Here is a 26,098-nt window from a genome sequence, read left to right on the forward strand (position 1 = left end):
GCCTCTATCATTCGGTTTCAAGGGGTCATTTAGAACACTACTTTTTTACTAGCTAATAGAGTGTACGTGCTCTTAGAGTGATGTAAGGGCTTACTTTTGCAGAATATTCATGCATTTCTAAATTTACCTCTTGCCTTTCTTTCGCTATAATAAATACATTATTTGCTTAGAGAACCCATTTTCAGATAAAGATAAGGGAGAGAACACCATGGATCTTTTATTAAAAGAAAGTCTGAAAGCAAGCTACAACGAGCAAGCTGATTCACGTGATCAATCAGTGATTCAGAGTTGGAAAACCGATGAACTAAATGCCTTTATTGCGGCTCTTACATCTAGTCCAAAAAAACACCAACATACCGTTTTTGATCTTGGAGCTGGATCAGGTCAGCACGGAAAATACTTATCTCAACATAACTTGGATGTGACATGTATCGACCTCTCTCCTAACATGGTAGAAACGTGCCGTGCAAAAGGTTTAAAAGCAGAAGTGATGGATTATTACAAAATACTTTTTGATGCTGAATCTTTTGATGCCGTATGGGCGATGAATACGCTTCTTCACGTTCCAAAGGTAAGCCTACCTGCTGTTCTTCAAAACATTCATACCGTATTATCAGAGGATGGTTTATTCTACATGGGCGTTTATGGCGGTAAAGATTCTGAGGGAGTGTGGCAAGAAGATTCATATATTCCAAAGCGATTCTTCTCCTTTTATACCGATGCAGATTTACTTGATGTGGTAGCTCCTCTATTCGAGGTACAAGATTTCCACGTTGTTACAGAAGCTGGACGAGGTATAGGTATGAACTTTCAATCCTTGCTTTTACGTAAAAAAGCGATCGTAGACTAATTACAGCGTTGTTTTAAAAGATTATTTGCTTGATTAAGTTGTTTAAAGCTTAAGGTGGAAAATAGGTGCTAACTCATAAATCGGTTCAAAAAAAAGCTCCTCTGCTTGAGGGGCTCTTAAATTTCTCGAATATAACGAATAGACATATGTTTACCGCTTCCTTCACTAATCTTTTCAGATTGTTTGATAAACCCTTTTGCTTCGTAAAAAGGAATGGCCTTCTCGTTACCTTTTTGTGCGGATAGCCATTGCTCTTTAATACCTATATTCTTCTGATAGTCTGTGTAATAGTTCAACAGTTTTGACCCAATCCCTCTGTTTCTCACCTATCGTTCCCCCGCCGATTGCACCTGCTACTTCTCCATCTTCTTTTGCTACAAAATATCCGTGCCAATTCTCGCTGAACTCAGTCACTTCGTTTTCAATTCTTTTCTCGTTATAATACTCTTCAATAACACTGTTTACATACGATTCATCTTCTAAATATCCATATGTAGCACGCCATCCTTCTGAGCATACTCTTGCTATTCCTTTCACTTCATCCGGTCCAGCTTTCATGAGAGTTATGTCTTCTGTCGTTCTTGATTTTTTCATCTTTTCACCTCTCTTTTTTTCCTTTCACCACCTCATTATAACCTATTTTTTGGTAAAATAGAGGTATGCTTCTCAGTCAGTCTGGGGCTCGTTTTAAATGAGAAAGGCGGATGATTATTTGACAAATTTGATCACGAAAAATGAAGATGTTTTTAACATGCTAGATTCTCTTTTACGTGATGAGGGTGCGTTCTGGAACTCTTTTTATGAAGACAGAAATAAGAAGGTTCCTTTTTTTGTGGACGCACCCGATGAAAATCTCGTGAAATATATCGAACGTGGTCTACTAAAGCCTGGCCGTGTGTTAGAACTTGGGTGTGGTCCTGGCCGAAACGCGATCTTCTTAGCGCAGCTTGGGTTTGAAGTAGATGCTGTTGACCTCTCTAGCGAAGGACTGGAATGGGCACGTGAACGCGCTAAGGAGAAAGGCGTCGATGTGAAATTTATACAAGGAAGTATCTTTGAGATGAATCTACCTCACATGGAGTATGATCTAATTTATGATTCTGGCTGTTTTCATCATGTACCTCCTCACCGCCGTGTAAGTTATTTAAACGTTCTAAACAACTGTTTAAAAGATGGCGGCCATTTCGCTATTACATGTTTTGATGCTGTCGGCATGGGGCTCGATATTCCCGATATGGAAGTGTACAAAGATCGCTCGATGCAAGGAGGATTAGGTTATACGTTTGAGAAAATGCGGGAGGTTTTCTCTGATTTTGAAGAGGTTGAGTTAAGGAAGATGGAAGAAATAACACAACCTGCTGATACTTTTGGCTTGCCATTTTTAAATGCAGGTTTGTTTCGAAAATAAAAAACAAACACTTGGAGTCATATCTCCAAGTGTTTTTATATGGCTTATGATGTATGTGAAGATTGCTTGTGATCCGTTTATAGGCCCTAATTTTTACTTTATGGGCCTTCAAATCTATTTTATAAGCCTTCAAAATCATTTATAGGCTATTCGACAAAACACACACTTACTTAAACGAGCGATTCAGCACCACAAAATCCCGCCACTCTTCTGGCAGCATCTCTACATACTTTCTTGTTAGAAAACGATCATCTACTAAAACAAGCGTGCCTCGATCTTCTTCTGACCGGATAACCCGCCCACCTGCCTGCAGTACTTTATTCATTCCAGGATACACGTACGCGAAGTCGTAACCATTCTTTCCTGCTCGCTGAAAATAATCCTTCATCGTATCGCGCTCTAACCCTACTTGAGGCAAACCAACACCGATGATGACAGCACCTGTAAGCTTATCTCCTTTTAAATCAATTCCTTCCGAGAAGATGCCGCCCATGACAGCTAGCCCGATAAGCGATTTCTCACCTACAGATTCATAATGAGCTAAAAAGGTCTCTCGCTCTTCTTCTTTCATAGCAGGATGCTGAAGAATAAGGGTAAAGGCTTGATCTTCTTCTACCATTCGTTCATATATATCTGTCATATAACGATACGATGGAAAGAAAACAAGGTAGTTGCCCGGTCTGTTTACGACCAAATCTTTGATCATACTAACAATCGGATCTATTGTTTTCTCCCGGTCTCTAAAGCGCGTAGACAGAGGCTGAACAAACACATCCAGCTGTTCTTTTTCATAAGGAGAAGGCATCCGGATGATATAGTCATCTTCCTCACCTCCAAACATTTCTCGAAAATACGACAGCGGTGATAGTGTTGCCGAAAAATAAATACGTGAGCCATATTTCTTTCCGGTTTGAAAAAGAAGCTGAGAAGGATCCATACAAAAAAGGCGAACTTTGACTTCGCTTTTATACGTAGAAATGAACGTAACGAATCGTTCATCGTAAAATTGTGAAATCTTGACCCATTGCAGCGCTTCAAAAAAAGATTCTAATAGTTGCTCGCTGCTATCCCCACTGGCTAATAGCTGCTCTGCCTGTATCAAGAAAGCTTCTAAACTCTCAAGTAGTTTTTCCTGCAATTCAATGACAGCAACATCTTTATTTTCATGTTCTTTTTTTATTAAGAGCAGTTCCTCGTTAACGGCTTTTGCCGTATTCCAAAGCCCATCATGCTTCCCCTTAAAATCACGTGTAAGTTGTAAGAATGAAGATTTCATAATCTCAGCTGAATACATGCCGCGTGCTCTGTCTACAAGATTGTGCGCTTCATCCATAAGAAGAACCGTACGCTTCTTTTGCTCTTCAAATAAACGTTTGAACGAGACCCTCGGATCAAAGACATAATTATAATCACAGATTACACTGTCTGATGCATAAGCAAGATCCACAGAGAACTCGAACGGACAAACTTTGTGCTTTTGTGCGTATTGCGAGATGACTTCACGATCCATCACCGTCTCATTTTTCAAAATATCAAGAACAGCTCCATTGATCCTGTCAAAATATCCATCAGCAAACTCACAGTAAGAAGGTTCACAACGAGTCTCTTCTTTAAAACAAACTTTGTCTTTAGCCGTGATGGTCGTGCTTTGCAGAAACAAGCCCTTCTCTTTCATCAACAAGAGTGCTTCTTCCGCGTTCTTTCGATTCAGTGTTTTGGCTGTTAAATAGAAAATCTTTTCTGCTTTTTCTTCGCCGATCGCTTTGACGGCTGGAAACAGAGTGGAGATGGTTTTTCCTGTCCCAGTCGGTGCGTTTGCAAACAACGTCTTTTTATCCAGGATCGTTTTATAGATAGCACCAGCAAAGTTACGCTGGCCGTTTCGGTATGAAGGAAATGGAAAAGCTAGATCTCGTATACTGATATTCCTTTTTTGCTGATTTTCTAGACGCAGCTCAGCGAATGGTGAATAGGACTTTATAAGTTGAAGCATGAAATCCTCAAGCTCTGTAAATGTAACTTCTTCTTGAAATTGCTTCTGCTCTCCAGAATCAACATGAACATATGTAAGCTGTACCTTAACTCTATCTATATCTTCTTTTTCCATGTATATATAAGCATAGACTTTCGCTTGAGCCCAATGGACAGGATATGTTTCGTCTGTTATCTCACTCAAGTTTCGCGCAGTTGATTTGATTTCATCGATTATAACGGTGTCATTACGCAAAAGAAGACCATCACATCGACCTTCTATCCAATATTCAAGATTTTCGTAGGGGTAGCTCGTTTGGAGAAATACTTCTGCAAAATCACTCTCTTTATACGTTTTTTGTATCGTTTGATGAGCCTTCGTTCCTTCTACTAAGGATGAGGTGGACTTGAAGCCAGAATCGATACTGCCCGAACGGTAGACATATTCAACTAGGGACCGAACAGAGATTTTAACTGCATCCATCATGTTTCACCTACCTTATTTCTCATGATTCTCTATGTAGGAATTGTAGCACAACCGCGTTTCAGAAATAGATATATCATGATACAAAAAGACAGCCCTCTTACTCAGAGGACTGCCTCACTACAGCATCATCATTTAAATCTGCCGTACAGCTTTGACATTTAACGGCTCTCAACGGAATCGTAGATAAACAATATTTGCATTCTTTTGTATCAGGCGCCTTTACTTCTTCTTTCTTTTTAAGACGATTGATCTGCTTCACTACTAAGAATATGACTAACGCAATGATAAAAAAGTTGATCAGTGTGTTAATAAATAATCCATAATTAAGTGTCGCTGCTCCTGCCTTTTGAGCATCTGCTAAGGTGGCATAGTCGCCTTTTCCTAAATTTATGTAAAGATTGCTGAAATCCACTTTACCAAGTAATAATCCAATTGGAGGCATGATCACATCTTCAACGAGTGAAGTGACGATTTTACTGAAAGCAGCTCCGATAATCACACCGATGGCAAGATCGATCACGTTGCCACGCATAATAAATGTTTTAAATTCGTTCCACATGTACCCTAATTCCTTTCTGTATGACTAGTATATGTATAACCATACAGCATCTACTTTCAAACGTCATCCGATATCAATTCACATCATCTTTTTTCAGTTTCACAGTTAGAATATCTTTTACATCTGTACATACATCTGCTTCATACGTCAGTTGGATAAGCGCAACACTGTCGATCGTTGCATGAAAAGGCTCTAAATTCTTTGTGGAATAATCAAACGCCTTCACTAAGTGTTCATGTGTTAGGTCCATTACAAGCGTGCAATGAGGCACCCAGTGAGCCGGAATGTATAGAGATTGTTGGTTTATTTCGTCCTTAAAATGTTCATGATAACGCTGATGAAAATCTGTCAGCACGCTGTTTTTAGTCGGCGCTGCATATAATGTTCCGCTGTTTAAGAATATTGCTAGAGATGGAAAAAAAAGAGGCACAGCAGCGATATCTTTAAAATAGTCTTTAAACATTTTCTTGAAAGACTCAATTTCAACCTCTGGATGTGTGCCAAGAGTTACATGAGGCCGCATACCATGACCTTTGATTCCCTCTTTCACAAGTCCATCCCTTAGATCGTCTATCTTCTGTTCTGTATCACTGTTTAAATAAGCAATTACACCGTACATGTTATCAGCTCCAAATATGGTTTTGTTCAATAGTCGATAATCTTAGTTCGTTTAGTGTAATTATACAACAAACCACATTTTGGTAAATGTATTTCTCCTGAAAATAAGGCTTCCGCTCTTGTCCCGAAAAAATGGGCTAATTCCGCCCAAACCTTTAACTTGTACCTCTAATATTCTGTCATTGTAAAGAAGGAGGTGGGTTAAATGGGATATCAGTCTTACGGAAATAGCTTCGCTTTAATCGTAGTTCTATTTATCTTGTTAATCATCGTTGGGTGCTGTTGGTGCGGTGGTTACGGTGGCGGACACGGCTGGTGCTAATCAGTTCATTTCCTGAGTGGAAATAGTTCTGATCCATCAGATGTGATCAATTGCGTTAAAACCTTTTGCTTTAACAACCCCTCGTATGAAAACAGAGAGAGAGAACCTAGAGAGAGAAAAATAGAGAGAGAAAAGGCCTGCGCTTATTGGAGTGCAGGTCTTTATATGTATGGTTACAAGAGAACTTTCGCCCTATTGTAACTACTACTTTAGTTTTCTAGTATAACTATAAACACTTATTACAAAATACTAACATTACATTAATAATTTTCCATTAATGTAAAACTTATTAACAACTTTAATTTAACTTTAAAGGAGGAAAAGATGAAAAATTATTTAAAGAAGCTGTTTCCCACCGCTCTCGCCCTCAGTTTGATGAGTAGTACGTTATCACAGGACAGTATTAGTGCTTTAGGTGAATTTGATCTCGATTCTGAGATTATCCAAACACCTATTAATGAGTATCGAGCAGATATCGCCCCTGGTGTACAAAAGAAACATTATAGCTTTCTGAATAAGGAAGGAAAGAAGATTGAAAGTTTCGTAGTGGATATAGATGTACATAATCCAAATGTTTCTATTGAGGCGGGAACACCAGATGATAAAGATGGATTTGGTCTACAGCCCGTAAGAGCACAAGCTGATGCAGCTAGTGAAGAAAACCACCAAGTAGTTGCAGCCGTTAATGCTGATTTTTATAACATGGCAACGGGTGAGCCTCATGGTGTGGTTTATAAAGACGGGCGCGCTATAAAAGGAACAAGTGGGAGAACATGGAACTTTTTTGGAATAAAGAAAGATGGTAGTGCCGTAATCGGAAATCCTTCAGAGTACGAGTCCATTAAAACAGATCTTCAAGAAGCTCTCGGCGGTAACGCGATCCTCGTCAGAAACAGTCAAATCTATCAAACTCCTCAAACCGGTCAGGATAAAGAGCCTCGAACAGCAGTTGGTATTAAAGAAGACGGTGATGTTTTCTTTGTCGTCATCGACGGTAGACAAGAACCTTATTCAACAGGGATATCCATGAAAGATTTAGCTCAAATCATGATTGATCATGGTGCCGTTCATGCTCTTAATCTTGATGGAGGTGGTTCTTCTACATATACCACTCGCAAGCTAGGTGAGGATGTATTAGAAGTAGACAATCAACCGTCAGACAGAAATGAAAGAAGTGTTGCGAACTCGTGGCTCGTCGTTACAAAAGAACCTTCTGATCATGTATTTCATACCGCTCACATTGAACCGTATGACAAGTCCTTCACCTCGGGGTCAACCATAAATTTTCATGCAAAAGGAATGGACAAGTCTAAAGCTTCTGCTCCACTCCCAAGCTCAGGTTTAACGTGGGAAGTATCTGATCCTTCTTATGGGACTATTGATAATAACGGAATATTTGCATCCAATGGAAAAGCCGGTCAGTTTCATATTCTTTTAAAACATAATGGTACAGAAGTTGGTAAAAGCATCATAGAGATTGAAACACCCGATGAAATGTATTTTGCTTCTCCTGAATTGACAGTGGCTAAGAACAGCCAAGCAGAGATTAACCTAATCACCATGTTTCAAAAAAGAAATGTGAAATGGAGCATGCAAGATATCACATTTGATATCCCAGATGGTATGGGATCAATAGATGAAAATGGAATTCTTCATACAGGAGATCAAAACGTAAAAGGAACAATCACGGCACGGTTAAATGGAACGTCTCTTGAAGCACAGATAAAAGTATCGGTTGGACAGCTTCCAACAGTACTTTATAATTTTGAGGAGTCATTGGGTAGCTGGAAAACCTCTACCGCAGGTCGTGGAGAAAAAGGATCACTAACACTTTCTGAATTCCCAGACCAAGTCCGTTTTGACAACCAGTCTCTTAAACTTGATTTTGATTTTTCTAATGCGCAAACAGGAACAACGCTCGGTGTTTATGCTGGTCCTGGAGCACATACACCGATTGAAGATAATCCTTCAAGCATAGGTATGTGGGTTTATGGCACACCTGAATCGCAAGGATATTGGCTAAGAATGCTAATTGTGGACGGCAACGGTAAGAATCAAACGATCAATCTAACAGGTGAAAATCCCGGAATTGATTGGACGGGTTGGAAATACATTGAGGCGGAGATTCCATCATCCTTTACAGGTCCTTTCAAATTATCCGGAACACAAACGATTCGTTTGATGTCTACAAAATCTGGAATTACTGGTCCTATGACAAAAGGATCCATCTATGTTGATAACATACGAGCGGTATACGGTGAAAAGGTAGATGACCTCTTCCCTCCTGTTATTCAATCGGTTAGTACTGACGACCAAAGTTTTACAACAGATGAAATAACTATTGCTGCAAAAGTACACGAATATGAAGATGATGTCTTTAAAACAGGTATTGATTGGGAGAAGATCCGTATACTTGTAGATGGTAAGAATTATGCAGATGCAAAAGGACACTTTTCTTATGACATGGACGGATCTGTTTCGTTAAGTGGGTATCGTTGGACGGATGGAACACATAAGGTAACGTTGATCGTTCCTGACAAGTTCGGAAATCAAGCAGTTCATACGAGCTATTTTTCAGTAAATACTGGATCAGCAAAAGTTGAACTAGAACAGTCACAAGAAGAAGCCTATTTGGGTGATACCTTCAATCTCAATGTGAAGATGACACAAACGGCCGATATTTCTTCTGCTGTTCTTCAAATACAGATGGATAAAAACTTTCCTGTTAAACATGTAATATTTTCAGAAGCTTTTCAGTCTAGCACTTCAAGTTTTGATACAGCATCTGGAATTTTAACGCTTAACCTAATAAATAGTGGAGAAACATCCGTAACTGCAGATGCTGCAACCATTCAGTTAGATATTCCTGCTTCTTCAAAAGAAGGCAGTGAACTTAAATATGAAATGGTAGAAGGAAATCTAACTTTTAGTCAGCCGAAAGCAGAGAACTTTATTTCCACTTATTCGATCAAGCCAGTTAGTATTCCCATTAAATCAGCAATCAGCTTAACAAATGATCCAATCCTTATAGGCAAACCAACAAAGCTTTCTGTAAATGATAAAAAAGATAATGCCGTAGTCGATGCTGAATTGTTTGCTCATATTGAGGGTGAGCAAGATCCTGTCTCCTTAGGTAAAACAGATCGTAAAGGAAAGATAATGGTTGATTCATTTTCAGATGAAGTGAAGAAGATTACGTTATATGCAGTAAAAGATGGAAGATATTCCTTTAAGATCAACACACAAACATACCCTGCGCTTGCGACTGAATCAGAATTCAAAAACATTATATCCACTCCGACGGACAATCCTTATAAAGTGAAAGGCTTCACCTGGATGTCCAGTCCTCTTGCTGGAAAACAAACAGCAATTGTGCAATATGCTAAAAAGAAAGACTTTGAACATAAAGGCAGTTCTACATTAAGAACTCAAAAAGCAAGCGGAAGTGATCAAGTATTTTCTGGAGAACTAGATATTACTAAGAATGGTATAGTCCGCGTAAACGAGGTGAAGCTGCAAAAGTTAAAGCAAGATACCACTTATGTTTACCGTGTTGGAGATGGTGAACACTGGTCACAGTTCATGGAGTTTACAACTTTAAAACGAAAAGAGAGCTTTGATTTTGCAGTCCTTGGCGATACGCAATCACCCTCTGATCTATCTCATTTTAATAAGATATTAGGAGATCTAAACAAAGAAAATTTATCGTTTATGATTCACGTTGGCGATTTAATCGATGAATCTTCTAAATATTATCAATGGGATGACTCGTTATCTGTTTTGAGCAGTTATGACAAGATTCGTTCTACTGATTTAGTCACTGCTCTTGGAAATCACGAATACATGGGAGATGCTGATGCATCTTTAGCAAAATCCATCTTTAATCTACCAAATAATGGACCTCATGTAGATAAAGGCGGAACATATTCAGTAGATTATAACAACATGCACATTGCCGTTCTTGGGTACACAGCTGATGCTGAGATATTGAACCGACAGCTTAAGTGGTTGAAACAAGATATGAAAGCTTCAGATAAACCTTGGAAAATGCTTGTTACTCACAAACCTCCTTATTACACGAACCCGTTTGGAGGAAACGAGATCATGAAAGAAAAGATACCTCCTGTAGCAGACCAACTTGGTATCGACCTTGTTTTCTCTGGCCACGACCATAGTTATGGCCGAACAAAGAAACTAAAAGCGGGAAATGAAGATGCAAATGGAACCGTTTATGTTGTAGCTGGAACAACAGGCAACAAACATTATGACGCTGTAGCAGATGAAAAATTTGAGTTTGTAAATATGGACAACATCGCTGTATCCATGCGCGCAAAAGTAAACAGGGACAAAATCACATTTAAGACTATTTCTTCAGACGGTGACTTGATTGATGAATTTACGATAAAAAACGAGGATTATCATGAAGAGTAATAGGAGTGAATAAAAAAAGCTGGTTGAAAGCAGTCTTTCGTTGACCTTTCATCCAGCTTCTTTAATTTTTTGTGTATGATTTGGTTTATTTGCTCGTTCGCGGAGGTTTTTGATCGTTCAAAGACTTTTATGATCGTTCACTATTATTCTCTACCCAATACAAAACCCACACACTAAAAAAACATTGCAGGAGCCACTCTGCAATGTTCGTCTAATCCACTTAATGAAGCCAAACTTTCTTTTATCCTATAGATTGATTACTTTCTTTAGAAGCAAATCCTTTTGCTCAGCCCTCCCCTCTGCCTTCTTCAATTTTCCTGCTATTTCATAGACAACAAGGTCACGATTTTCTTCTAACAAAAGGGCTGTACTCACATGGCACTCGATCAGCAAATAGACGAGATCATCTTTTACTTCTTGCTTTAAAATTTCTACCTCATCTGCTCCATGAAATCCTACAGAAGAGCCAATTACAACGTATTCTCCAACTAATGTCGAATTTGTATCTTCATTACTTCCTTCTTCTGAAATAGAAGCTGAATTTTTCTTTCTTGCTACAGAATGAGACTGCAGCACATAAGTCAAGTCTTCCACCATTGCGCTTGCTGTTGGAAGTTTGCCTGCTCCTGCTCCTTGAACCGTAACTTTACCTGCGAGGCTCGTATCGACCATAATCGCATTTTGGACGTCTTCCACCCCATATAATGGATGGTTTGCATCAACTAAAACAGGTTTTACAGATGAAATGAATTGGTCGCGGTCACGGCGGATCCGCGCCAAATGCTTCACCTTATATCCCCAGTCTTTAAATACCGAGATTTGCTCTTCCGTTACTTCTGTTATCCCTTTTCGTTCTACGTCCTCCCATTTCGGCGTCTCACCAAAAGACAACTCGCTGAGAATCATTAACTTATAAAATGCATCATGACCTTCTATATCACTTGCTGGGTTAGCTTCTGCATAACCCAATTCTTGAGCAGATTTTAAAACGTCATGAAACGGAAGACCTTTCTCCCTCATATTCGTTAAAATATAGTTGGATGTGCCATTAAGTATCGCTTCAACTGCATGAATCTCATTTACTTGAAGAAGCTGAGAGATGCTACGAATGATTGGTGTTCCACCTGCTGTTGTCGCTTCATAACCAACATAACGACCTAGCGTTTCCGCTTTATCAAGCAATGATCTTCCGTGTTTTGCAAACATGACTTTATTTGCAGTAATGACATGACAGCCTTTATCAAGAGCACAGCTTAAGTAAGTAAAACCTGGCTCTTCTCCTACGATTGCTTCAAATACAACCTCTAATCCATCAATATTGAGTATCTCATCAAAGTCAGTAGTTATTAAAACATGCTCATCCACATCACGTTTTTTTGATCCATCCTTCACTAAGATCCCTTCGATCACTACCTCTTTACCGAGCACATTTTGAAGCTGTTCTCTATGTGTTTGTAATGCTTCATATACACCTTGGCCAACTGTTCCAAACCCTAGCAGCGCTGCTTTAATAGGTGCCATATTGAAGCCTCCCTTCTTGTCTCAATGCTTCTCTTACATGTGGTCCCCATTTATCAAATTCCACTAAGAATCCATCATGACCGAAGTCTGTTTCAATCGAATAGTAGGTTCCGAATCTAGTATGTTTTATGAAATTCTCAATCACTTCTGGTGGATATAGAAGATCGCCTTCATAACCAAAAGCATATACTTCAGCTTGTATTTGTGAGGCTGCCCTCTCCCAGCCACCGAGTTTATCCCCGATATCAAAAGCGTTCATCGCGTATAGAAGAGATACATAGCTCTCCACATCAAATCGTTTGGTCAATTTCTCCCCTTGATACGTAAGATAGGAATCTACTTGAAAGAACGGCTTACCTTCATCGTCTTTTTCTTTGATCTCTCTATTGAATCTCTCATTAAATAGTTTTGGTTGACGATACGTTAATAGCCCAGCCATACGTGCGATCTCCAAACCTGCTAATCTCTTTTCGCCTCTATAGTTACCACTCTTATACACAGGATCATTTTCGATCGCATGAAGGGCAAGTCTATTAAAAGCCACACCATAATCACTTAAGAAGGGAGTTGCCGCAAAGATAAATACTTTTTCTAAAAAATACGGAAACTGCACAGCCCATTCAAGTGCCTGCATACCGCCGAGTGATCCTCCCATGACCGCAAGAAGTCTCGGGATCCCTAAAATGCTAAGGGCCTGTCGCTGTGCGCGAACCATATCTCTTACCGTTACAAAAGGAAATGATTTTCCATAGTTATCTCCGGTTTCAGGATTCTTACTTGCTGGACCCGTTGAACCACTGCACCCTCCGAGTACATTAAATGTAATGACTTGAAACTGGTTTGTGTCTATATATTGATCAGGGCCAACTAATCCACGCCACCAACCTGGGTCTTCTTCTGATCCGTATGCATACTGATTTCCAGTTAACGCGTGGCAGAGTAAGACAACAGGGCCTTTAGCGTTACCTGTCTTCTCAAAAGCTAATTCGGCGTTCGGAATTACTTTTCCTGATTCTAGAGCAAAGTCACCGATTCTGACCTTCCCTATCTTTCTTGACGCATCAAGCAAGTTTTTGTAACTCACGGGCTTTCAGCTCTCTTCGCAATATTTTTCCGCTGATCTTTGTCTTTGGAAGCTCTTCTACGATTTCGATCTCACGAGGTGCGGCATGTGCAGCTAATTGTCCTCGAACAAAGATTCGGATTTCATCCAAAAGCTCTTTACTTTCGCTGTATCCATCTTTTAGAACGATGAACGCTTTCACGATTTCTCCACGTATGGGATCTGGTTTGCCGATTACTCCTGCTTCGGCAACTGCTTTGTGCTCGATCAGTTTGCTTTCGACTTCAAAAGGTCCGATTCGTTCTCCCGAAGAATTAATCATGTCATCTGAACGTCCTTGGAAAAAGATATAATCATCTTCGTCTTTAATAGCTAGATCACCAGATACGTACCACTCGCCCCAACTAAAATACGAATCATATTTTTCAGGATTCTGCCAAACTTCTCTCATGATCGCCGGCCATGGAGCCTTGATCGCTAAATGACCTACGGCATAAGGAGGCAGTTCATTTCCGTCTTCATCCAATACGGTTGCGGTTATGCCAGGAAATGCTTTTCCCATCGATCCAGGCTTTATTGGATCTGTTGGAAGGTTCACAATAAGCTGTGCACCAGTTTCCGTCATCCACCACGTATCATGAATTCTTTTTCCGAGAACGTTCTGTCCCCAATAGATCACTTCTGGATTCAATGGCTCGCCTACACTTAATATGTGGCGAAGCTTAGAGAGATCATAGTGTTCGGGAAGCTCATTCCCTTTTGCCATCAACATGCGAAAGGCTGTTGGAGCGCTATACCAAACTGTTACACCTGTTTTTTGCAGAGTTTCGTACCACGTTTCTGCTTTAAATCGCCCACCATGAATGACAATGGTAGCTCCGTTTAATAATGGAGCAAAAACGCCATACACCGTTCCTGTCACCCATCCAGGATGAGCCGTGCACCAATACACATCATCTTCTTGAATATCCAACACCCATCTGCCTGTAAGATATTGCTGCACCAACGCTCGATGAGCATGGATGATCCCTTTAGGTTTTCCAGTAGAACCAGAAGTGTAGTGGATGTTCAGACCATGTTCAGGGTCTACCCACTCAATCTGACTCTCAGTGCTTCCCACACTCTTCAACTCTTTTTGAAGCGAGATTTCACCTTTATCTCCTTCACCATCTGTTAGAAAGACCGTGTGAAGACTTGGGAGATCCTCTCTTGGTACACGCTGATACAACTCTTCATTTGTAATCAAGAACGTTCCTTCACAGTCACTGATTCGGTCTCTTACTGCATCCGACATGAATGCTTCAAATAACGGACCCACAATAGCTCCAAGCTTTATGGCAGCTAACATCGCGATATGACAGTGATGGTGTTTTGGCAAGAAAACAAAAATAAAATCTCCGCTCTTTACACCATGCTTTTTTAAAACCGCTGCCCACTGATCTGTTGTTTCCTTTAGTTCTCTATAATTCGTTTTTATTTCTTGTGAATCGTCTATATAATGAAGAGCTGTTTTTTCACCTCTTCCTTCTTCAACATGACGATCTACACATTCATAGGCCATATTCGTCTTACCATCACTTCGTCTATTGAATCTTTCGGTAAAAGTTTCCCAAGAAAATTCTGTATTTCTTTGATCTTCTGAAATATTATGTGTTCCTTCGACTGGATGAATGGTGGCTAGTTTTGTCATTGATGTTCACCTGCTGCTTTCTTTTCAACGTTTAATAGATGTAAGATGTGAGCTTTTTGTTTAGAAAGGTAACCGTCTCCACGGGTTCTCGGTCTTTGTTTTTCTATTGAAACTTCGCTATACACTTCACCTGGCTGACCTTTTAAGATAAAGATTCGGTCACATAAATAAAGAGCTTCATCAATATCGTGAGTAACTAAGATCATCGTGGTTTTCTTTTTTTGCCATATGGATAAAAGAAGATCTTGAAGCTGCATTTTAGTAAAAGCATCTAACGCACTGAACGGTTCGTCTAATAATAGAATTTCCGGTTCCGTAATAAGCGCTCTTGCTATTGCTGTACGCTGTGCCATCCCACCTGATAAATCTTTGGGGTAATGGTTCTCAAAACCCGTTAAACCTACTAGATCTAAATACGTTTTATATTTATCCGTATTCCTCTCTTCTTTTTTCAGTCCGAATGAAATGTTCTTTTTTACAGACAACCAAGGCAGAAGGCGAGGTTCTTGAAACATCATACCGATCTGATTATTCGATCCATTTTCTATTGAAATCGTACCTTCATACTGTTGATCGAGCCCTGATAATACGCGAAGCAATGTGCTTTTCCCACAGCCGCTCGTTCCTAGAACTCCAATTATCTCCCCTTCCTTTACAGAAAGGTTGATATCTTGAAACCCGGCCGTGCCATGATTAAACGTACGTTTTAAACGATTTACCTTCAGCATTTGTTTCCCCTCCTTCTATCCTTGATTGGTCATACTGTCTTGCCATTTTAGTGAACGATGTTCGACCCATTTCAAAACGGCATCCGTTATTTTTCCTAAGACTGCAAATAGCAAAATGCTTGCAATTACCGTGTCTGGTGAGTATGTGTTTTGACCTACCACGAGCAGATAGCCTAGTCCTTCACTTGCTCCCATAAGTTCTGCCGCTACTACGAACATCCACCCAAGTCCTAACCCGCTGCGCATACCTGTAATAAATGAAGGTAATGCAGCTGGCAATATAATGCGTTTTGTTAGCTGGTAAGGTGTGAGCTGATATATTCTTCCGACCTCAATAAGCTTACGATCCACACCTTGGATTCCTGCCACAATATTTAAATAGACAGGAAAAAATACACCTACTGCGATTAATGAAATCTTGGAAGGTTCTCCAATTCCCATCCAAAGGATAAAGAGCGGTACCCACGCGAGAGAAGGGATAGATCGAATGGCTTGAAACAATGGGTCTAATAGTCTTTCTGCTGTTTTTGCATAACCTACGATTGCACCGATTACAACCGCCGCTCCCGTTCCAATTGCAAATCCTAAGAATACCCGCGTCAGGGTAATAGAGATATGACCGAACAGTGAACCATCTTGATACATACTGATTATTTTTTCTAAAATAATGGTTGGTGCTGGCAACAGATGTGCGGCGAGAAGTCCTGTTCTAGCGGCGATTTCCCACGTTATTAATAAAATGATAGGCAAGATAGAGCCTATAAGGATTCCTCTTCCTAATTGGAATATGCCTTTAGAAGCTGAGAGCTTTTGAGGGGAAGCTCTCTGGGCTATTTTCCACTTATGAGTTTCAGAAATCATCGACACTTCCTCCTCTCTCTCCTTATTGGTTGATCACTTTTTCTGCGTACTTCGGGTTGATCAATTTCTTTACCAGATCTTTGATGTTAGTATCTTTTTTGACAATCTCTTCTTTTTGGAGTACTTCGCCTGCAGCCGATATAGCTTTTTCATGCTGTGATCCTGGAACAGGTTCCTCGAAGTTGTTTCGTTGCAGTTGTTTTTTTGCGACATCTTCTTTAATCCCCGCTTCTTCTGATAAAAGTTTTGCTGCTTCCTCTGGATGTTCAATCGTCCATTTTCTAGCTTTTTCGTAAAGTTCAACCACTTGTTCTACTTGCTTTGGATGGTTTTTCGCAAATTCAGAGCGTACGTTTAACGTGCCATACGTATTAAAATCTGGATTGCGATAAATGTACTTCGCTCCGGATTCAACTTCTGTTCTAGCCATATGTGGATCTAATCCAGCCCAAGCGTCCACTTGCCCTTTTAAAAGTGCGTTCGCTCCATCGGCATGTTGTAGATTTACGATCTGTACGTCTTTTGCAGAAAGGCCGGCATCTGCAAGTGCTCGTAGTAAAAAGATGTGCGGGTCCGTACCAAATGTTGCCGCTACTTTTTTGCCTTTCAGATCTTTTACATCTTTAATCGTTGATCCATCTGCTGCAACAAGTGCTGTCCATTCTGGCTGAGAATAGATATAGACTGACTCGATCGGAGCACCTTTGTCTTTTGCGATTAAAGCTGCCGCACCAGCTGTGGATCCAAAATCAACGCTATCTGAATTCAAAAACTCGAGCGCTTTGTTACTTCCTTGACTTTGAACCCATTCCACTTCAATGCCTTCTTTTTTGAACGCCTCTTCCGCCCAGCCAAACTTTTTAAGTGCTAGACTTGTTGGAGAATAAAAGGCATAATCTAGTCGGATCTTCTCTGGTTTTTCTCCCTCTTTTGCACTGCTTGAACAGCCTGCTAACACTAAAGCGCCAGCTAAGCTTAATGCCAGTGCTGCTTTCTGCCAGATCTTCAACATGTACTTCCCTCCACGTTTATCTCTTTTTGTATGGCTATTTTTGTGAGTTACTCTTGATAGTCGTTGACTTTTGCTCCAGGATGCTCGCTTTCCAATTTCTATTTTTAAAGTTCACACGCATACGTTGAAATGGTTCCTCTTAGTCGTTGTGCTTCTTTATACGTACATCTGTTATGAACAACATCAATTCCGGCTTCTTTCGCGATTCTTGCAGCTTCTGGCGAGATGACGCCTTCTTGCAGCCAGAACACTTTTGGCTGTGTGATCGCCGCTTCTTTTGCGAGCTCGATCGCCGCTTCTGGACTTCTAAATACTTGAACCACATCGATCGGAAACGGAATGGATTTTAAATCTGGATATGCTTTTTCATCTAGCACTTCTGTCTCTCTTGGATTAACCGGAACAATTTTATAGCCAAGGCGCTGCATTTTTCTAGCTAATCTATGGCTTGGTCTAGCAGGGTTAGAACTGAGTCCTACGATTGCCAGCGTCTTAGGACGTTGAATTTCTTGACCGTTCTCGATTGCTCGATACAGTGATGATTGCAATGCCCAACGAATAACACCCTCATCGTTAATCGTGATCTCTGTTTTATCCGATCCTATTCCTGTTGCTGTTTGTATCGCACGATCAAGATCATTCGTAAGATCTTTTACGGATTCAAGTCCGATCGATAACCGAATCAGCTCTTCTGTTACGCCTGTTGCTATTAATTCTTCTCCACTCAACTGCTGATGAGTAGTAGAAGCAGGATGGATGATCAATGATTTTGCATCCCCAACATTTGCAACGTGTGACCATAAGGAGATGTTGTTGATGACCTTACGTCCTGCATCTCGCCCACCCTTGATTCCAAAGTTTACGATCGAACCAAAACCATTGCTTAAATATTTTTTAGCAAGCTCATGACTTCTGTGCGAAGAAAGACCAGGGTATGAAACCCAATCTACTGCTGGATGTTTTTCCAGGTATTCCGCTACTTCTTGTGCGTTCTTCGCATGTTTTTCCACTCGTAGATGCAGTGTTTCTAAACCTTGTAAAAGAAGAAATGCATTGTGTGGACTCAAACATGCCCCGAAATCTCGTAAAAGCTGTACGCGTAATTTAGTCGCAAAAGCTAACGTTCCAAAGTCATTTGCGTATCTTAATCCGTTATAACTGTTATCTGGCTCAGTGAATCCTGGATATTTCTCTGAGTTCCAATTAAAGCGTCCTCCGTCTACCACAACACCGCCAATAGCTGTTCCATGTCCGCCTATCCATTTTGTTGCTGAGTGAATGACGATGTCTGCTCCATAGCTTAATGGTTTGGTTACATATGGCGTTGCAAACGTATTATCAATAATTAAAGGTACACCGCTCTCATGCGCAATTTCTGCTACTGCCTCAATATCTAATACGTTAAGACTCGGGTTACCGATCGTTTCAGCAAAAAATGCTTTCGTGTTTGGAGTAACCGCTTTTCTGAAGTTCTCAGGGTCTTCTGCATCTACAAACTTTACGTTGATTCCGTATTTTGGAAGAGTAGTAGAAAACAGGTTATAAGTTCCTCCATATAGATTCGTAGCTGCAATAATTTCATCGCCTGCATGTGCGACGTTTAAGATAGCAAGAGCAATCGCTGACATACCGGAAGAAGTAGCGACAGCTGCAACACCATCTTCTAGAAGTGCAACTCTTTTCTCAAAAACATCAACAGTTGGATTTCCGATTCGGCTGTAGATATTTCCTGGCTCGTCGAGTGCGAAAAGGCTTTGCGCATGATCTGTATCAGAAAAAACGTAGGAAGTAGTCTGGTAGACAGGTACTGCTCGTGATCCTGTCGTTGGGTCAGGCGCTTGCCCCCCATGTAATAGCAATGTTTCAATATCGTATCCGTCAAAAGATTTTGTCATTGTATTCGCTCCTTCTTATTATTCAAATAAAATCTATAGGAAAACTAGGGATAAAGATTAATGCTCTTCCCTTTTGCTATATTCAATTTTTAAAATGAAATAAGTGACTAAGTGATGTTTGTGATTGAAGTATGATAAGGGGGAAAAAGAAAAACCCCCTTCCTAAGAAGAGGGTTTTGGTCCTCCTCTTATCTTTCAGATCAAAAAATAGATCTGTAGGAATTGGCACCTTTCCAAACCAAAATGTGGTTTGTTGGTTGCCGGGCTTCATCGGGCCTAGTCCCTCCGCCTCTCTGGATAAGAGATATTCAAATTATGTTTAACACATTAACGTGCTGATGTTTGTTTTGTTCTTGAATAGGATTATAGAGTATGATGTTTTAGAAAGTCAACCGTTTTTTGAAAAGTCATAAAAGTTATACAAAAGAATGAGTGTTCAACTGTCAGCTTTGAATTAAGATTATGCCCATGCTATGCCGGTTATGCTAACTTTGTTCCACTTTTTTCATCAAACCACTGAAACTCTTCGATTTTTTTTACAAGTACCGTTATTCGATTGGCAATTGCCTCTTTCTCTCCGAATCGGATTTTCTGTTCAGACGTTAATTCATCATTCTGAAGCAGCTGCCAATGCGTTACAGTTAGATCAGTAAGTTGGATAAACTCCTCTTGTTTAACTCGACGCTTTACTGCTAGATCTCCATTAGAATAACCTTCTAAAAATCCGTCTGCCATTCTTTTCAATTGATCTTCATACCGATCAAATTCGTGCCGTGCATAACGCGGTGCATTAAAAAATGTTGGGAACAAGGTACGGTAATTATTAAGAAAATTCCCCGCCAGTGAATCACCACTATATAGGATCGGTAAAGGATCGATCAAACAGACAGTACCATCTGAATAAAGCAATACGTTCTCTGGAGATGTATCTTGGTTCGTAAGTACAATCGTATGATTCTCGATCTCTCTATCTTCCATACAGTTTTGAAGGTCAATCAGAGCTGATGGAGACACGGCACCATCATATGTATGAATAAATTTTTGAAAATCATCTATGTATTCCTTGTTTTCTTCTTTCATAGATTCAGAAACATCTGACTGAAAATTCCCTTCAATATGTTTTCCGTTCCATGAGAGATAACCGAACCCTTTTAAGCCATGATGTGCAGCATTCATCTTGCGAAAGAACTCACCAAGTTCTGCTCCGATATGAAACGCTTCTACAGCCGTTAGTTGATCAAGCTTGATCGCCTTTCCCGCATAAGATTCAACGGTAAATGTTCTGTCTTTTTCTACATGATAGTTGAAAAAAGCAGGGCAGATTCCTGGTTTAACTTGGTTAGCTAGCTCATAATATGCCCTAGTCCCTGCATATTCTGAGTGAATGGCTTCTTCATCAAACTCAACGTTCTTCCCGTAGGCCTCTCCTTTCGGAAAACGAACGACCACAGCATCTCCAGAACGCAGCTGAACAAGATAAGCAAGATGCCACGCTCCTTCACCTAAATATTGAACTTGAGTCGGATCTTTAAGTTCTTCTAACCCACTTTTTTGCAGTGCATAATCAATCAAGTCAAATGTCTCTTTCATAAGAAGTTCCTCTTTCTAAAATTGAAAATACGTTACATGAAACATATATTCGGTGTCTGTCGAAAAAAATCCTTTTTTCTTAGGTTTTCTTGTAGGTCTGAAGCCTTATGGAGGGATAAGAAGAGGCGTACATGAGGAATGTAAAAGCGGTGTGGCCGTGTATTTTCGTATGGCGCTCGTATTTTTCGTATGGCGCTCGTCCAACGAGCCTAACAGACGCTGGACGAGCTCTTCAAGAACTTACAAAGTGCCGATTACCATCAATCAATCTACATATGTGACGATTTCTTCTACTGCTTTTCTTGCGAGTTTTTTCGGTTGATCTTGTGGATGCCCCAGTGAAATTACCATGTTGATCTGTTTCTTAGACGGAATTTCTAAAAAGTCGCGAATCGCATCTTGCGCAAGCAATACTGGGCCAGTCATCGGACAAGTACCAAGTCCACGCGCATGGGCTGCAAGCATCAAGTTTTGAATCGCTAAGCAGCTGCTCTTGATTCCTTCCTCTTCCCAAACCGATTCTTTAGCAAGTTCGATCGGATCAAAGATTTTTTCACGAAACTTAGACTCGTAAGGAGTGGCTAAACAGATAATCAACACAGGTGCCCCAGAGAACGCCGTCGCATACGGACCGAAAGAGCGCGTCAGCAATTTTGCTTCCTTCGTTTTGCCGTTCTCTTCAGCTCTTGCAGCCAATTTATGAATAGCATCCCACGTCATCTCTTCAATTTTCTTTACTTTATCTTTGTTTCGAATCACAATAAATTCCCACGTTTGTGAATTCGTGTCACTCGGGGCGTAACGGGCGCAATCCATGATTTCATAAATGTCTTCTTCAGCAACCGCTTGATCCGTAAACTTTCGAACACTTCTTCTGCCGTGCACGATTTCTTTAAAATCTTCGTATTTCATGATTGTCTCCTCTAGCACATGTATTGGATATTCTAAATGTATTATACAAAAGATTGGAACTCTCTACAAAATACGTAAAAGAACAGTGCTTATTTTGCACTGTTCTCTGTTGATTCTATATCTTTTTTCGTTTTAATTCTTAATCCGATTAGGATGAGTGAAGCTCCTAATAATACACTTACAATATGGATGGGATCCATATTAAGTGACTCCCTTTGAACATTTAACTTCTCTACGTACATTCCTAGCAGATAAGTACTGATCAGAACGATTATCCCAGCAGTAATGAGTCCAGCCTTAACATATGGCTTCATGGAAAAACCACCTTTTCCCTTTTACATTTAACTTATTCTTAGGAAAAGATAGAATACCTTTATTCTTTAAAAACAAATTTAGCTAACTAATTGGCTTTTGCAAGATTCATCCGTTCTTCAACGAAAGAACGCACTTCCTCTTCAGCTTTTTTCTTGATAACAAATTCTACATATCTTTCACCTGTATGAAACCGAACTAATCCCCAGCTCGGATACCCCGGGTTTTCAGCTTGAAGCCCCGTTATCCAATCCACTGAATCAATCTGATTCCAATCATAAAATTTCGTTGCCGATACAACGCCCCTCTTGCCGATCGCTCCGCGCCATATTTGAGTAAAATAAAGCAGTGTTAGAAACACAAGTAAACAAATCATTAATACATTAACGGGCATTGAGAGTTTCAACAAACCAAAACCTTGTGTGATAATGACCACGATCATAATCTCATGTGTCCAAAAATTCTTTTGTGTATATTCTCCACTATAAGAAAGTCCATAGACAGGAACTGCTCTTTTTTTGTCTTTCACATTTTTCAAAAGGTAGTAAACGGCTGCAATGATTCCTAATACGATTAAGATTCCAAAAAACACATTTAAGAAAAGTTCCATGTTTAAACACCCCACGTATCTTATATACAATAATACGAATAAACAATGGAAAAAGTTTCAAAAAAGTGAAAAGACACCTTTTAAGAGGTGCCTTCAAAATCTACCTTTATTTTCGTTCAACCATCACTAAGATCTTGCCATCTTGTAAATCCTGCATGTATCTCTCTGCATCACTTTCCGAAACGTCCATGTTTTGAAGAATTTCTTTCATATCCGTCTCATCGTGATCAAACATTGCAGCAAACGGTCCAGCTGCTAAAAGTGGTCCGACCCCTGGTACTCCGAGGCCAGGAACAGCAATCCCTCCGCCGATACCTGTTAGAAAACCTGCGATCGTGCCATATGTCGCACTGTCTGCATCATCTTCTGTAATCTTTCTTTCGTTTACATGTGTCTCGTCTGCCACATGATCAACCATCTCATCATCTTTCGCAACGATCGAAATATCAGATGGATGATATCCTTTTTCGACCAATGCCTTGATTGCGCCAACCGCTTCTTCTTCTTTCGTATATGTACCTATGATATCTTTTTTCATTTGGTTTCCCTCCAAACGCTTCTTTACAAGTAGGTTCCCCTGTTAAGCATTTTTTAAACGGTACTCAATCTTGTTCAAACCAACCTTTTTTCTTGAACCAAATGGACATAACAGCTCCTAAAAAGACCATAAAACCAAGTACATAGAAGTAACCATTCTTAGTTTGAAGCTCAGGCATGTTTACAAAGTTCATCCCATAAAGGCCCGCAATAAAGGTTAACGGCATGAATATCGTTGTAATTACAGTTAATGTTTTCATGATATTGTTCATACGGTAAGAGTTAAGAGAGATGTAATTATCACGAATATCAGATGTCATCTCTCTCGCTGAAGTCATCATATCGGTTAACCTCAGGAGATGATCATATATATCATGAAAATAGGACCTTTCATCCGCATCTAAACCCACTCGTTTTGATTCGAGCATCCGATACAGAAGCTCGCGCATAGGTACGACAGTTTTTCTTAATGTTAAGAGATCTCCTCTAATATCAAAGATCTGGTTAATGATTTTGGGTGCTTCATCATCTTCGTTGCTTTCGATGGAAATTACCCGTTCTTCTAATTCATGCATAATGGGAAAATACATATCTACCAGTTTATCCATCATCTTATGAAGAAGTTCATTTTTACCTAGTTCAGGCGGAATCGTCTCGAGCCCACTTAAATACTTCCATACAAAATCAATCTCTGGAACGTTTGTTTTATGATACGTAACCACACAGTTTTTTGTTGTGAAGATATCAACCTCAGTTGCTTCAAGTGTGTTTTTGTCTAAAGCGTGAACCACATAAAACAGGTGATCTTCATAAAATTCAACCTTTGGACGTTGCAAGGCATTCACACAGTCCTCAACAGCAAGAGGATGGAAGTCAAAAAAAGTACGCAATAAATTGGTTTCACCAGATGTCGGACAGTCAAAGTCAACCCAGAACCAATCAGGCTTCATTTCATTGATTTGCCGAAACGGTGGATTGATGATTACTTTATGATCGATGATAGCGATTGTACGGACCATGATTACACCTTCTTTCACTTATTATCATTTCCCTAATTTCTTTAACTTTTTTCAGTGGTTTGAAACATTTGTTTAGGTATGTAGCATTTATCTACAATAATCGATGCTTTTTATTTTGACAATAAAAAAACTACGATCTTTTAATGATCAATAAACAACTTTCTATTTTCCTTAATCTGTTAAAATATAGTGAAGTAAGATATGGGGGGATTGTTAGTATTGAACAAAAGAATGGTACTATCTTTTGCCTTTATTTTATTGATAGTTTCAAGTGTTTCCGTTTATAAATTCGTTCTTGAGAAGCACCGTTACTCATCTGTTTCTATAGTTCCCGAGCATCGCAAAGACCTCCCACTTTACGAGGGATTAGAATTTCAAGATCATTATTATTTGATTAAGGGCAACCATTGGTATGAGATTTATAAATTTTATAGAGATACTCTTCCGCACCATGGATGGAAGCCCGTTTATAAACATGCCTCTATAGAAGATTGGGGAGGATTTATGTTGAGGTTCCAAAAAGGTGATAAAGAACTCCATATTGATGGAGGCTGGCACCCAAATGTTAATGAAACAGAAACTACTTTTGACCTTAATCCTGTCCACCATTAAACATAATAAGTAGATGAAAAATTTATTTGTTAATATTGATGGAATCCTAACCGTATGTTGAGATGTTTAAACCCTTAGCCACTTGAAACCGCCAAGGGTTTTTACTATGCGTTTTTTTGATTCGCCTCAAGCAGTGGCTCGTACATCATGATGGCATGATTCTCGGTAACATATTCATCATCGATCTGTTTTCTTTGACGGTTAAATACTTTGCGATGAATCAAATTATGTCTTAAATATCCACCCCAATAAGCAGGCGTGATCCAATGTTCCTTTTCATACACTTCATACGATTGCAGTGGTTCTTGATCTGTCCGCCATTCTCCCACAAGGTGAGTATCCGTTAAAAATAAGTGAAGCTGGTAGGGCTGATTCGTCGTGTTCTTAATCTGCAAGTCTAAGTAGTTATAAGCACAAGTCGCTCCGCTTCCAAACGGCTGTGTACGCTTCGAGTCTGGAAACACATCATAACTGTGTCGGTGACGCTCTGTGACAGAGAGCGATGTATGCAGGGTCATCCAATAGATCAAGTTTGAGAGCTGACACAGGCCACCACCCGTACCCTTCTTAAATTTTCCGTAAAACAAGACCATTCCATCAACATACCCTTTTGAGCGTGTTGTCGTTCCAATGCTTTTCCAATACGAAAATGTTTCCCCAGGTTGGATCACGATACCGTTTAATTGTTTGATAGCAATCCTGAGGTTCTTCACTTTATTATGCTGATACCACATGTCTACATCTATTAATTTCCGAAGAAGAATCGTCTGATGTGAAAAATGAACATAGGGCAGCTGTTTATTCTTCCTTGTTTTGGCGTACGTCTTTTCATCTGTAAACCACTCTATATATCTTTTAAGCATATAATACTTTTTTCCTAACGAGATTCGTAATGCCGAACGCCGTTTCGGACGCAGGTCAAAATGGTTCATTTCCTTACTCCTTTTGCTCAATTTCATTATGGGAAATAAATTGTTTGGGGTCAGACCCCATTTCCCATTATCTTCTAATTCTTCATTTGTCATTTATTTTCCTTTGGTGCTTGCGTTATAGTGGGGATATTACAAATAAAAATTTACTTCATAAAGTT

At 39.8% G+C, this 26,098-nt stretch carries 25 protein-coding genes and 1 riboswitch; of the genes, 6 read left to right on the forward strand and 19 right to left on the reverse strand.

Annotated features, from left to right (window positions below; genetic code table 11):
* The first annotated feature begins 208 nt into the window (after window positions 1–208).
* The gene (locus FS458_RS15975) at window positions 209–850 is read left to right on the forward strand and encodes a class I SAM-dependent methyltransferase (RefSeq protein WP_144702437.1); all 642 of its coding nucleotides are present in this window, start codon (window positions 209–211) and stop codon (window positions 848–850) included.
* Window positions 851–966: 116 nt separating this feature from the next.
* On the opposite strand, the gene FS458_RS21120 is transcribed toward FS458_RS15975, so the two are convergent.
* Together FS458_RS21120 and FS458_RS15980 are read right to left on the reverse strand one after the other, a co-directional pair.
* The gene (locus FS458_RS21120; RefSeq protein WP_260858704.1) at window positions 967–1,146 is read right to left on the reverse strand and encodes a hypothetical protein; all 180 of its coding nucleotides are present in this window, start codon (window positions 1,144–1,146) and stop codon (window positions 967–969) included.
* Window positions 1,106–1,444 (reverse strand): hypothetical protein, encoded by a 339-nt coding sequence (locus FS458_RS15980; protein WP_260858705.1) that lies wholly within the window; start codon window positions 1,442–1,444, stop codon window positions 1,106–1,108. Before FS458_RS15980 ends, FS458_RS21120 begins: the two co-directional genes overlap by 41 nt.
* A 118-nt stretch (window positions 1,445–1,562) precedes the next feature.
* Between FS458_RS15980 and FS458_RS15985 the strand changes: the two genes are divergently transcribed.
* A complete protein-coding gene (locus FS458_RS15985; RefSeq protein ID WP_144702440.1) occupies window positions 1,563–2,258 on the forward strand; it encodes a class I SAM-dependent methyltransferase in 696 nt (231 codons plus the stop codon).
* A gap of 166 nt (window positions 2,259–2,424) precedes the next feature.
* Here the strand turns inward: FS458_RS15985 and FS458_RS15990 are convergent, their stop codons facing one another.
* The 3 genes from FS458_RS15990 to FS458_RS16000 all read right to left on the reverse strand — a co-directional run bounded on the left by FS458_RS15990 (window position 2,425) and on the right by FS458_RS16000 (window position 5,894).
* Window positions 2,425–4,716: an ATP-dependent DNA helicase gene (locus FS458_RS15990; protein WP_144702443.1), complete on the reverse strand. Its 2,292-nt coding sequence runs from the start codon at window positions 4,714–4,716 to the stop codon at window positions 2,425–2,427.
* A gap of 97 nt (window positions 4,717–4,813) precedes the next feature.
* Window positions 4,814–5,275, reverse strand: coding sequence for a large conductance mechanosensitive channel protein MscL (gene mscL / locus FS458_RS15995; protein WP_144702446.1), 462 nt, complete (start codon window positions 5,273–5,275; stop codon window positions 4,814–4,816).
* Window positions 5,276–5,348: 73 nt separating this feature from the next.
* On the reverse strand, window positions 5,349–5,894 hold the full coding sequence (locus FS458_RS16000) for a 2'-5' RNA ligase family protein (protein ID WP_144702449.1): 546 nt from the start codon (window positions 5,892–5,894) through the stop codon (window positions 5,349–5,351).
* A gap of 204 nt (window positions 5,895–6,098) precedes the next feature.
* On the opposite strand from FS458_RS16000, the gene FS458_RS16005 reads away from it, so the two are divergent.
* Together FS458_RS16005 and FS458_RS16010 are read left to right on the forward strand one after the other, a co-directional pair.
* Complete coding sequence (locus FS458_RS16005) at window positions 6,099–6,215, forward strand: YjcZ family sporulation protein (RefSeq protein ID WP_082861289.1); 117 nt, start codon at window positions 6,099–6,101, stop codon at window positions 6,213–6,215.
* 324 nt (window positions 6,216–6,539) lie between these two features.
* Complete coding sequence (locus tag FS458_RS16010) at window positions 6,540–10,646, forward strand: phosphodiester glycosidase family protein (RefSeq protein WP_144702452.1); 4,107 nt, start codon at window positions 6,540–6,542, stop codon at window positions 10,644–10,646.
* A gap of 246 nt (window positions 10,647–10,892) precedes the next feature.
* Here the strand turns inward: FS458_RS16010 and FS458_RS16015 are convergent, their stop codons facing one another.
* From FS458_RS16015 to FS458_RS16050, 8 genes are all read right to left on the reverse strand, one after another.
* On the reverse strand, window positions 10,893–12,167 hold the full coding sequence (locus tag FS458_RS16015) for a homoserine dehydrogenase (protein WP_144702455.1): 1,275 nt from the start codon (window positions 12,165–12,167) through the stop codon (window positions 10,893–10,895).
* A complete protein-coding gene (gene metX, locus FS458_RS16020) occupies window positions 12,154–13,251 on the reverse strand; it encodes a homoserine O-acetyltransferase MetX (RefSeq protein WP_260858706.1) in 1,098 nt (365 codons plus the stop codon). Before metX ends, FS458_RS16015 begins: the two co-directional genes overlap by 14 nt.
* A complete protein-coding gene (gene acsA, locus FS458_RS16025; protein WP_144702458.1) occupies window positions 13,229–14,920 on the reverse strand; it encodes an acetate--CoA ligase in 1,692 nt (563 codons plus the stop codon). Before acsA ends, metX begins: the two co-directional genes overlap by 23 nt.
* Entirely contained in the window at window positions 14,917–15,648 is a 732-nt protein-coding gene (locus tag FS458_RS16030) for an ABC transporter ATP-binding protein (protein ID WP_144702460.1), read from the reverse strand. The genes acsA and FS458_RS16030 overlap by 4 nt, the downstream gene beginning before the upstream one ends.
* 15 nt (window positions 15,649–15,663) lie before the next feature.
* A complete protein-coding gene (locus FS458_RS16035; protein ID WP_144702463.1) occupies window positions 15,664–16,509 on the reverse strand; it encodes an ABC transporter permease in 846 nt (281 codons plus the stop codon).
* A gap of 22 nt (window positions 16,510–16,531) precedes the next feature.
* Complete coding sequence (locus tag FS458_RS16040) at window positions 16,532–17,521, reverse strand: aliphatic sulfonate ABC transporter substrate-binding protein (RefSeq protein WP_144702466.1); 990 nt, start codon at window positions 17,519–17,521, stop codon at window positions 16,532–16,534.
* A 104-nt stretch (window positions 17,522–17,625) separates the two neighbouring features.
* Window positions 17,626–19,416 (reverse strand): PLP-dependent aspartate aminotransferase family protein, encoded by a 1,791-nt coding sequence (locus FS458_RS16045; protein WP_144702469.1) that lies wholly within the window; start codon window positions 19,414–19,416, stop codon window positions 17,626–17,628.
* Between the two features lie 185 nt (window positions 19,417–19,601).
* A riboswitch (SAM riboswitch) is annotated at window positions 19,602–19,720 on the reverse strand.
* A gap of 176 nt (window positions 19,721–19,896) precedes the next feature.
* Entirely contained in the window at window positions 19,897–21,006 is a 1,110-nt protein-coding gene (locus FS458_RS16050) for a hypothetical protein (RefSeq protein WP_144702472.1), read from the reverse strand.
* Between the two features lie 131 nt (window positions 21,007–21,137).
* Here FS458_RS16050 and FS458_RS20815 point away from each other — a divergent pair, with 131 nt between their 5' ends.
* The gene (locus tag FS458_RS20815) at window positions 21,138–21,287 is read left to right on the forward strand and encodes a hypothetical protein (protein ID WP_186320585.1); all 150 of its coding nucleotides are present in this window, start codon (window positions 21,138–21,140) and stop codon (window positions 21,285–21,287) included.
* Here the strand turns inward: FS458_RS20815 and FS458_RS16055 are convergent.
* The 5 genes from FS458_RS16055 to corA all read right to left on the reverse strand — a co-directional run bounded on the left by FS458_RS16055 (window position 21,271) and on the right by corA (window position 24,396).
* Entirely contained in the window at window positions 21,271–21,918 is a 648-nt protein-coding gene (locus FS458_RS16055; RefSeq protein ID WP_144702475.1) for a nitroreductase family protein, read from the reverse strand. The two genes, FS458_RS20815 and FS458_RS16055, sit on opposite strands and share 17 nt — an antisense overlap.
* 89 nt (window positions 21,919–22,007) lie before the next feature.
* On the reverse strand, window positions 22,008–22,232 hold the full coding sequence (locus FS458_RS16060; RefSeq protein WP_144702478.1) for a hypothetical protein: 225 nt from the start codon (window positions 22,230–22,232) through the stop codon (window positions 22,008–22,010).
* A gap of 86 nt (window positions 22,233–22,318) precedes the next feature.
* Window positions 22,319–22,840 (reverse strand): hypothetical protein, encoded by a 522-nt coding sequence (locus FS458_RS16065; RefSeq protein ID WP_144702481.1) that lies wholly within the window; start codon window positions 22,838–22,840, stop codon window positions 22,319–22,321.
* Between the two features lie 106 nt (window positions 22,841–22,946).
* On the reverse strand, window positions 22,947–23,378 hold the full coding sequence (locus FS458_RS16070; protein ID WP_144702484.1) for a general stress protein: 432 nt from the start codon (window positions 23,376–23,378) through the stop codon (window positions 22,947–22,949).
* Window positions 23,379–23,442: 64 nt separating this feature from the next.
* Window positions 23,443–24,396, reverse strand: a complete 954-nt coding sequence (gene corA / locus FS458_RS16075; protein WP_144702487.1) for a magnesium/cobalt transporter CorA — start codon at window positions 24,394–24,396, stop codon at window positions 23,443–23,445.
* 219 nt (window positions 24,397–24,615) lie between these two features.
* Here corA and FS458_RS16080 point away from each other — a divergent pair, with 219 nt between their 5' ends.
* Window positions 24,616–25,008, forward strand: a complete 393-nt coding sequence (locus FS458_RS16080; protein WP_144702489.1) for a hypothetical protein — start codon at window positions 24,616–24,618, stop codon at window positions 25,006–25,008.
* A 104-nt stretch (window positions 25,009–25,112) separates the two neighbouring features.
* Here the strand turns inward: FS458_RS16080 and FS458_RS16085 are convergent, their stop codons facing one another.
* Window positions 25,113–25,940 carry a VanW family protein gene (locus FS458_RS16085; protein ID WP_144702492.1) on the reverse strand — a complete coding sequence of 276 codons (828 nt, stop codon included), beginning with the start codon at window positions 25,938–25,940 and terminating at the stop codon, window positions 25,113–25,115.
* Between the last annotated feature and the right edge of the window lie 158 nt (window positions 25,941–26,098).

This window comes from Fictibacillus phosphorivorans, assembly GCF_007673525.1.
Lineage (GTDB): Bacteria > Bacillota > Bacilli > Bacillales > Fictibacillaceae > Fictibacillus > Fictibacillus phosphorivorans_C.

Bases quoted from the DNA above. Each gene is read 5' to 3' on its own strand.
- FS458_RS16015 (WP_144702455.1), bottom strand. From the start codon at position 12,167: ATGGCACCTATTAAAGCAGCGCTGCTAGGGTTTGGAACAGTTGGCCAA.
- mscL (WP_144702446.1), bottom strand. From the start codon at position 5,275: ATGTGGAACGAATTTAAAACATTTATTATGCGTGGCAACGTGATCGAT.
- FS458_RS15975 (WP_144702437.1), top strand. From the start codon at position 209: ATGGATCTTTTATTAAAAGAAAGTCTGAAAGCAAGCTACAACGAGCAA.
- FS458_RS16065 (WP_144702481.1), bottom strand. From the start codon at position 22,840: ATGGAACTTTTCTTAAATGTGTTTTTTGGAATCTTAATCGTATTAGGA.
- FS458_RS16035 (WP_144702463.1), bottom strand. From the start codon at position 16,509: ATGATTTCTGAAACTCATAAGTGGAAAATAGCCCAGAGAGCTTCCCCT.
- FS458_RS16055 (WP_144702475.1), bottom strand. From the start codon at position 21,918: ATGAAATACGAAGATTTTAAAGAAATCGTGCACGGCAGAAGAAGTGTT.
- FS458_RS16060 (WP_144702478.1), bottom strand. From the start codon at position 22,232: ATGAAGCCATATGTTAAGGCTGGACTCATTACTGCTGGGATAATCGTT.
- FS458_RS16070 (WP_144702484.1), bottom strand. From the start codon at position 23,378: ATGAAAAAAGATATCATAGGTACATATACGAAAGAAGAAGAAGCGGTT.
- FS458_RS15990 (WP_144702443.1), bottom strand. From the start codon at position 4,716: ATGATGGATGCAGTTAAAATCTCTGTTCGGTCCCTAGTTGAATATGTC.
- corA (WP_144702487.1), bottom strand. From the start codon at position 24,396: ATGGTCCGTACAATCGCTATCATCGATCATAAAGTAATCATCAATCCA.
- FS458_RS16005 (WP_082861289.1), top strand. From the start codon at position 6,099: ATGGGATATCAGTCTTACGGAAATAGCTTCGCTTTAATCGTAGTTCTA.
- FS458_RS16050 (WP_144702472.1), bottom strand. From the start codon at position 21,006: ATGAAAGAGACATTTGACTTGATTGATTATGCACTGCAAAAAAGTGGG.
- FS458_RS15980 (WP_260858705.1), bottom strand. From the start codon at position 1,444: ATGAAAAAATCAAGAACGACAGAAGACATAACTCTCATGAAAGCTGGA.
- FS458_RS20815 (WP_186320585.1), top strand. From the start codon at position 21,138: ATGAGGAATGTAAAAGCGGTGTGGCCGTGTATTTTCGTATGGCGCTCG.
- FS458_RS16045 (WP_144702469.1), bottom strand. From the start codon at position 19,416: ATGACAAAATCTTTTGACGGATACGATATTGAAACATTGCTATTACAT.
- acsA (WP_144702458.1), bottom strand. From the start codon at position 14,920: ATGACAAAACTAGCCACCATTCATCCAGTCGAAGGAACACATAATATT.
- FS458_RS16010 (WP_144702452.1), top strand. From the start codon at position 6,540: ATGAAAAATTATTTAAAGAAGCTGTTTCCCACCGCTCTCGCCCTCAGT.
- FS458_RS16000 (WP_144702449.1), bottom strand. From the start codon at position 5,894: ATGTACGGTGTAATTGCTTATTTAAACAGTGATACAGAACAGAAGATA.
- FS458_RS16030 (WP_144702460.1), bottom strand. From the start codon at position 15,648: ATGCTGAAGGTAAATCGTTTAAAACGTACGTTTAATCATGGCACGGCC.
- FS458_RS16040 (WP_144702466.1), bottom strand. From the start codon at position 17,521: ATGTTGAAGATCTGGCAGAAAGCAGCACTGGCATTAAGCTTAGCTGGC.
- FS458_RS16085 (WP_144702492.1), bottom strand. From the start codon at position 25,940: ATGAACCATTTTGACCTGCGTCCGAAACGGCGTTCGGCATTACGAATC.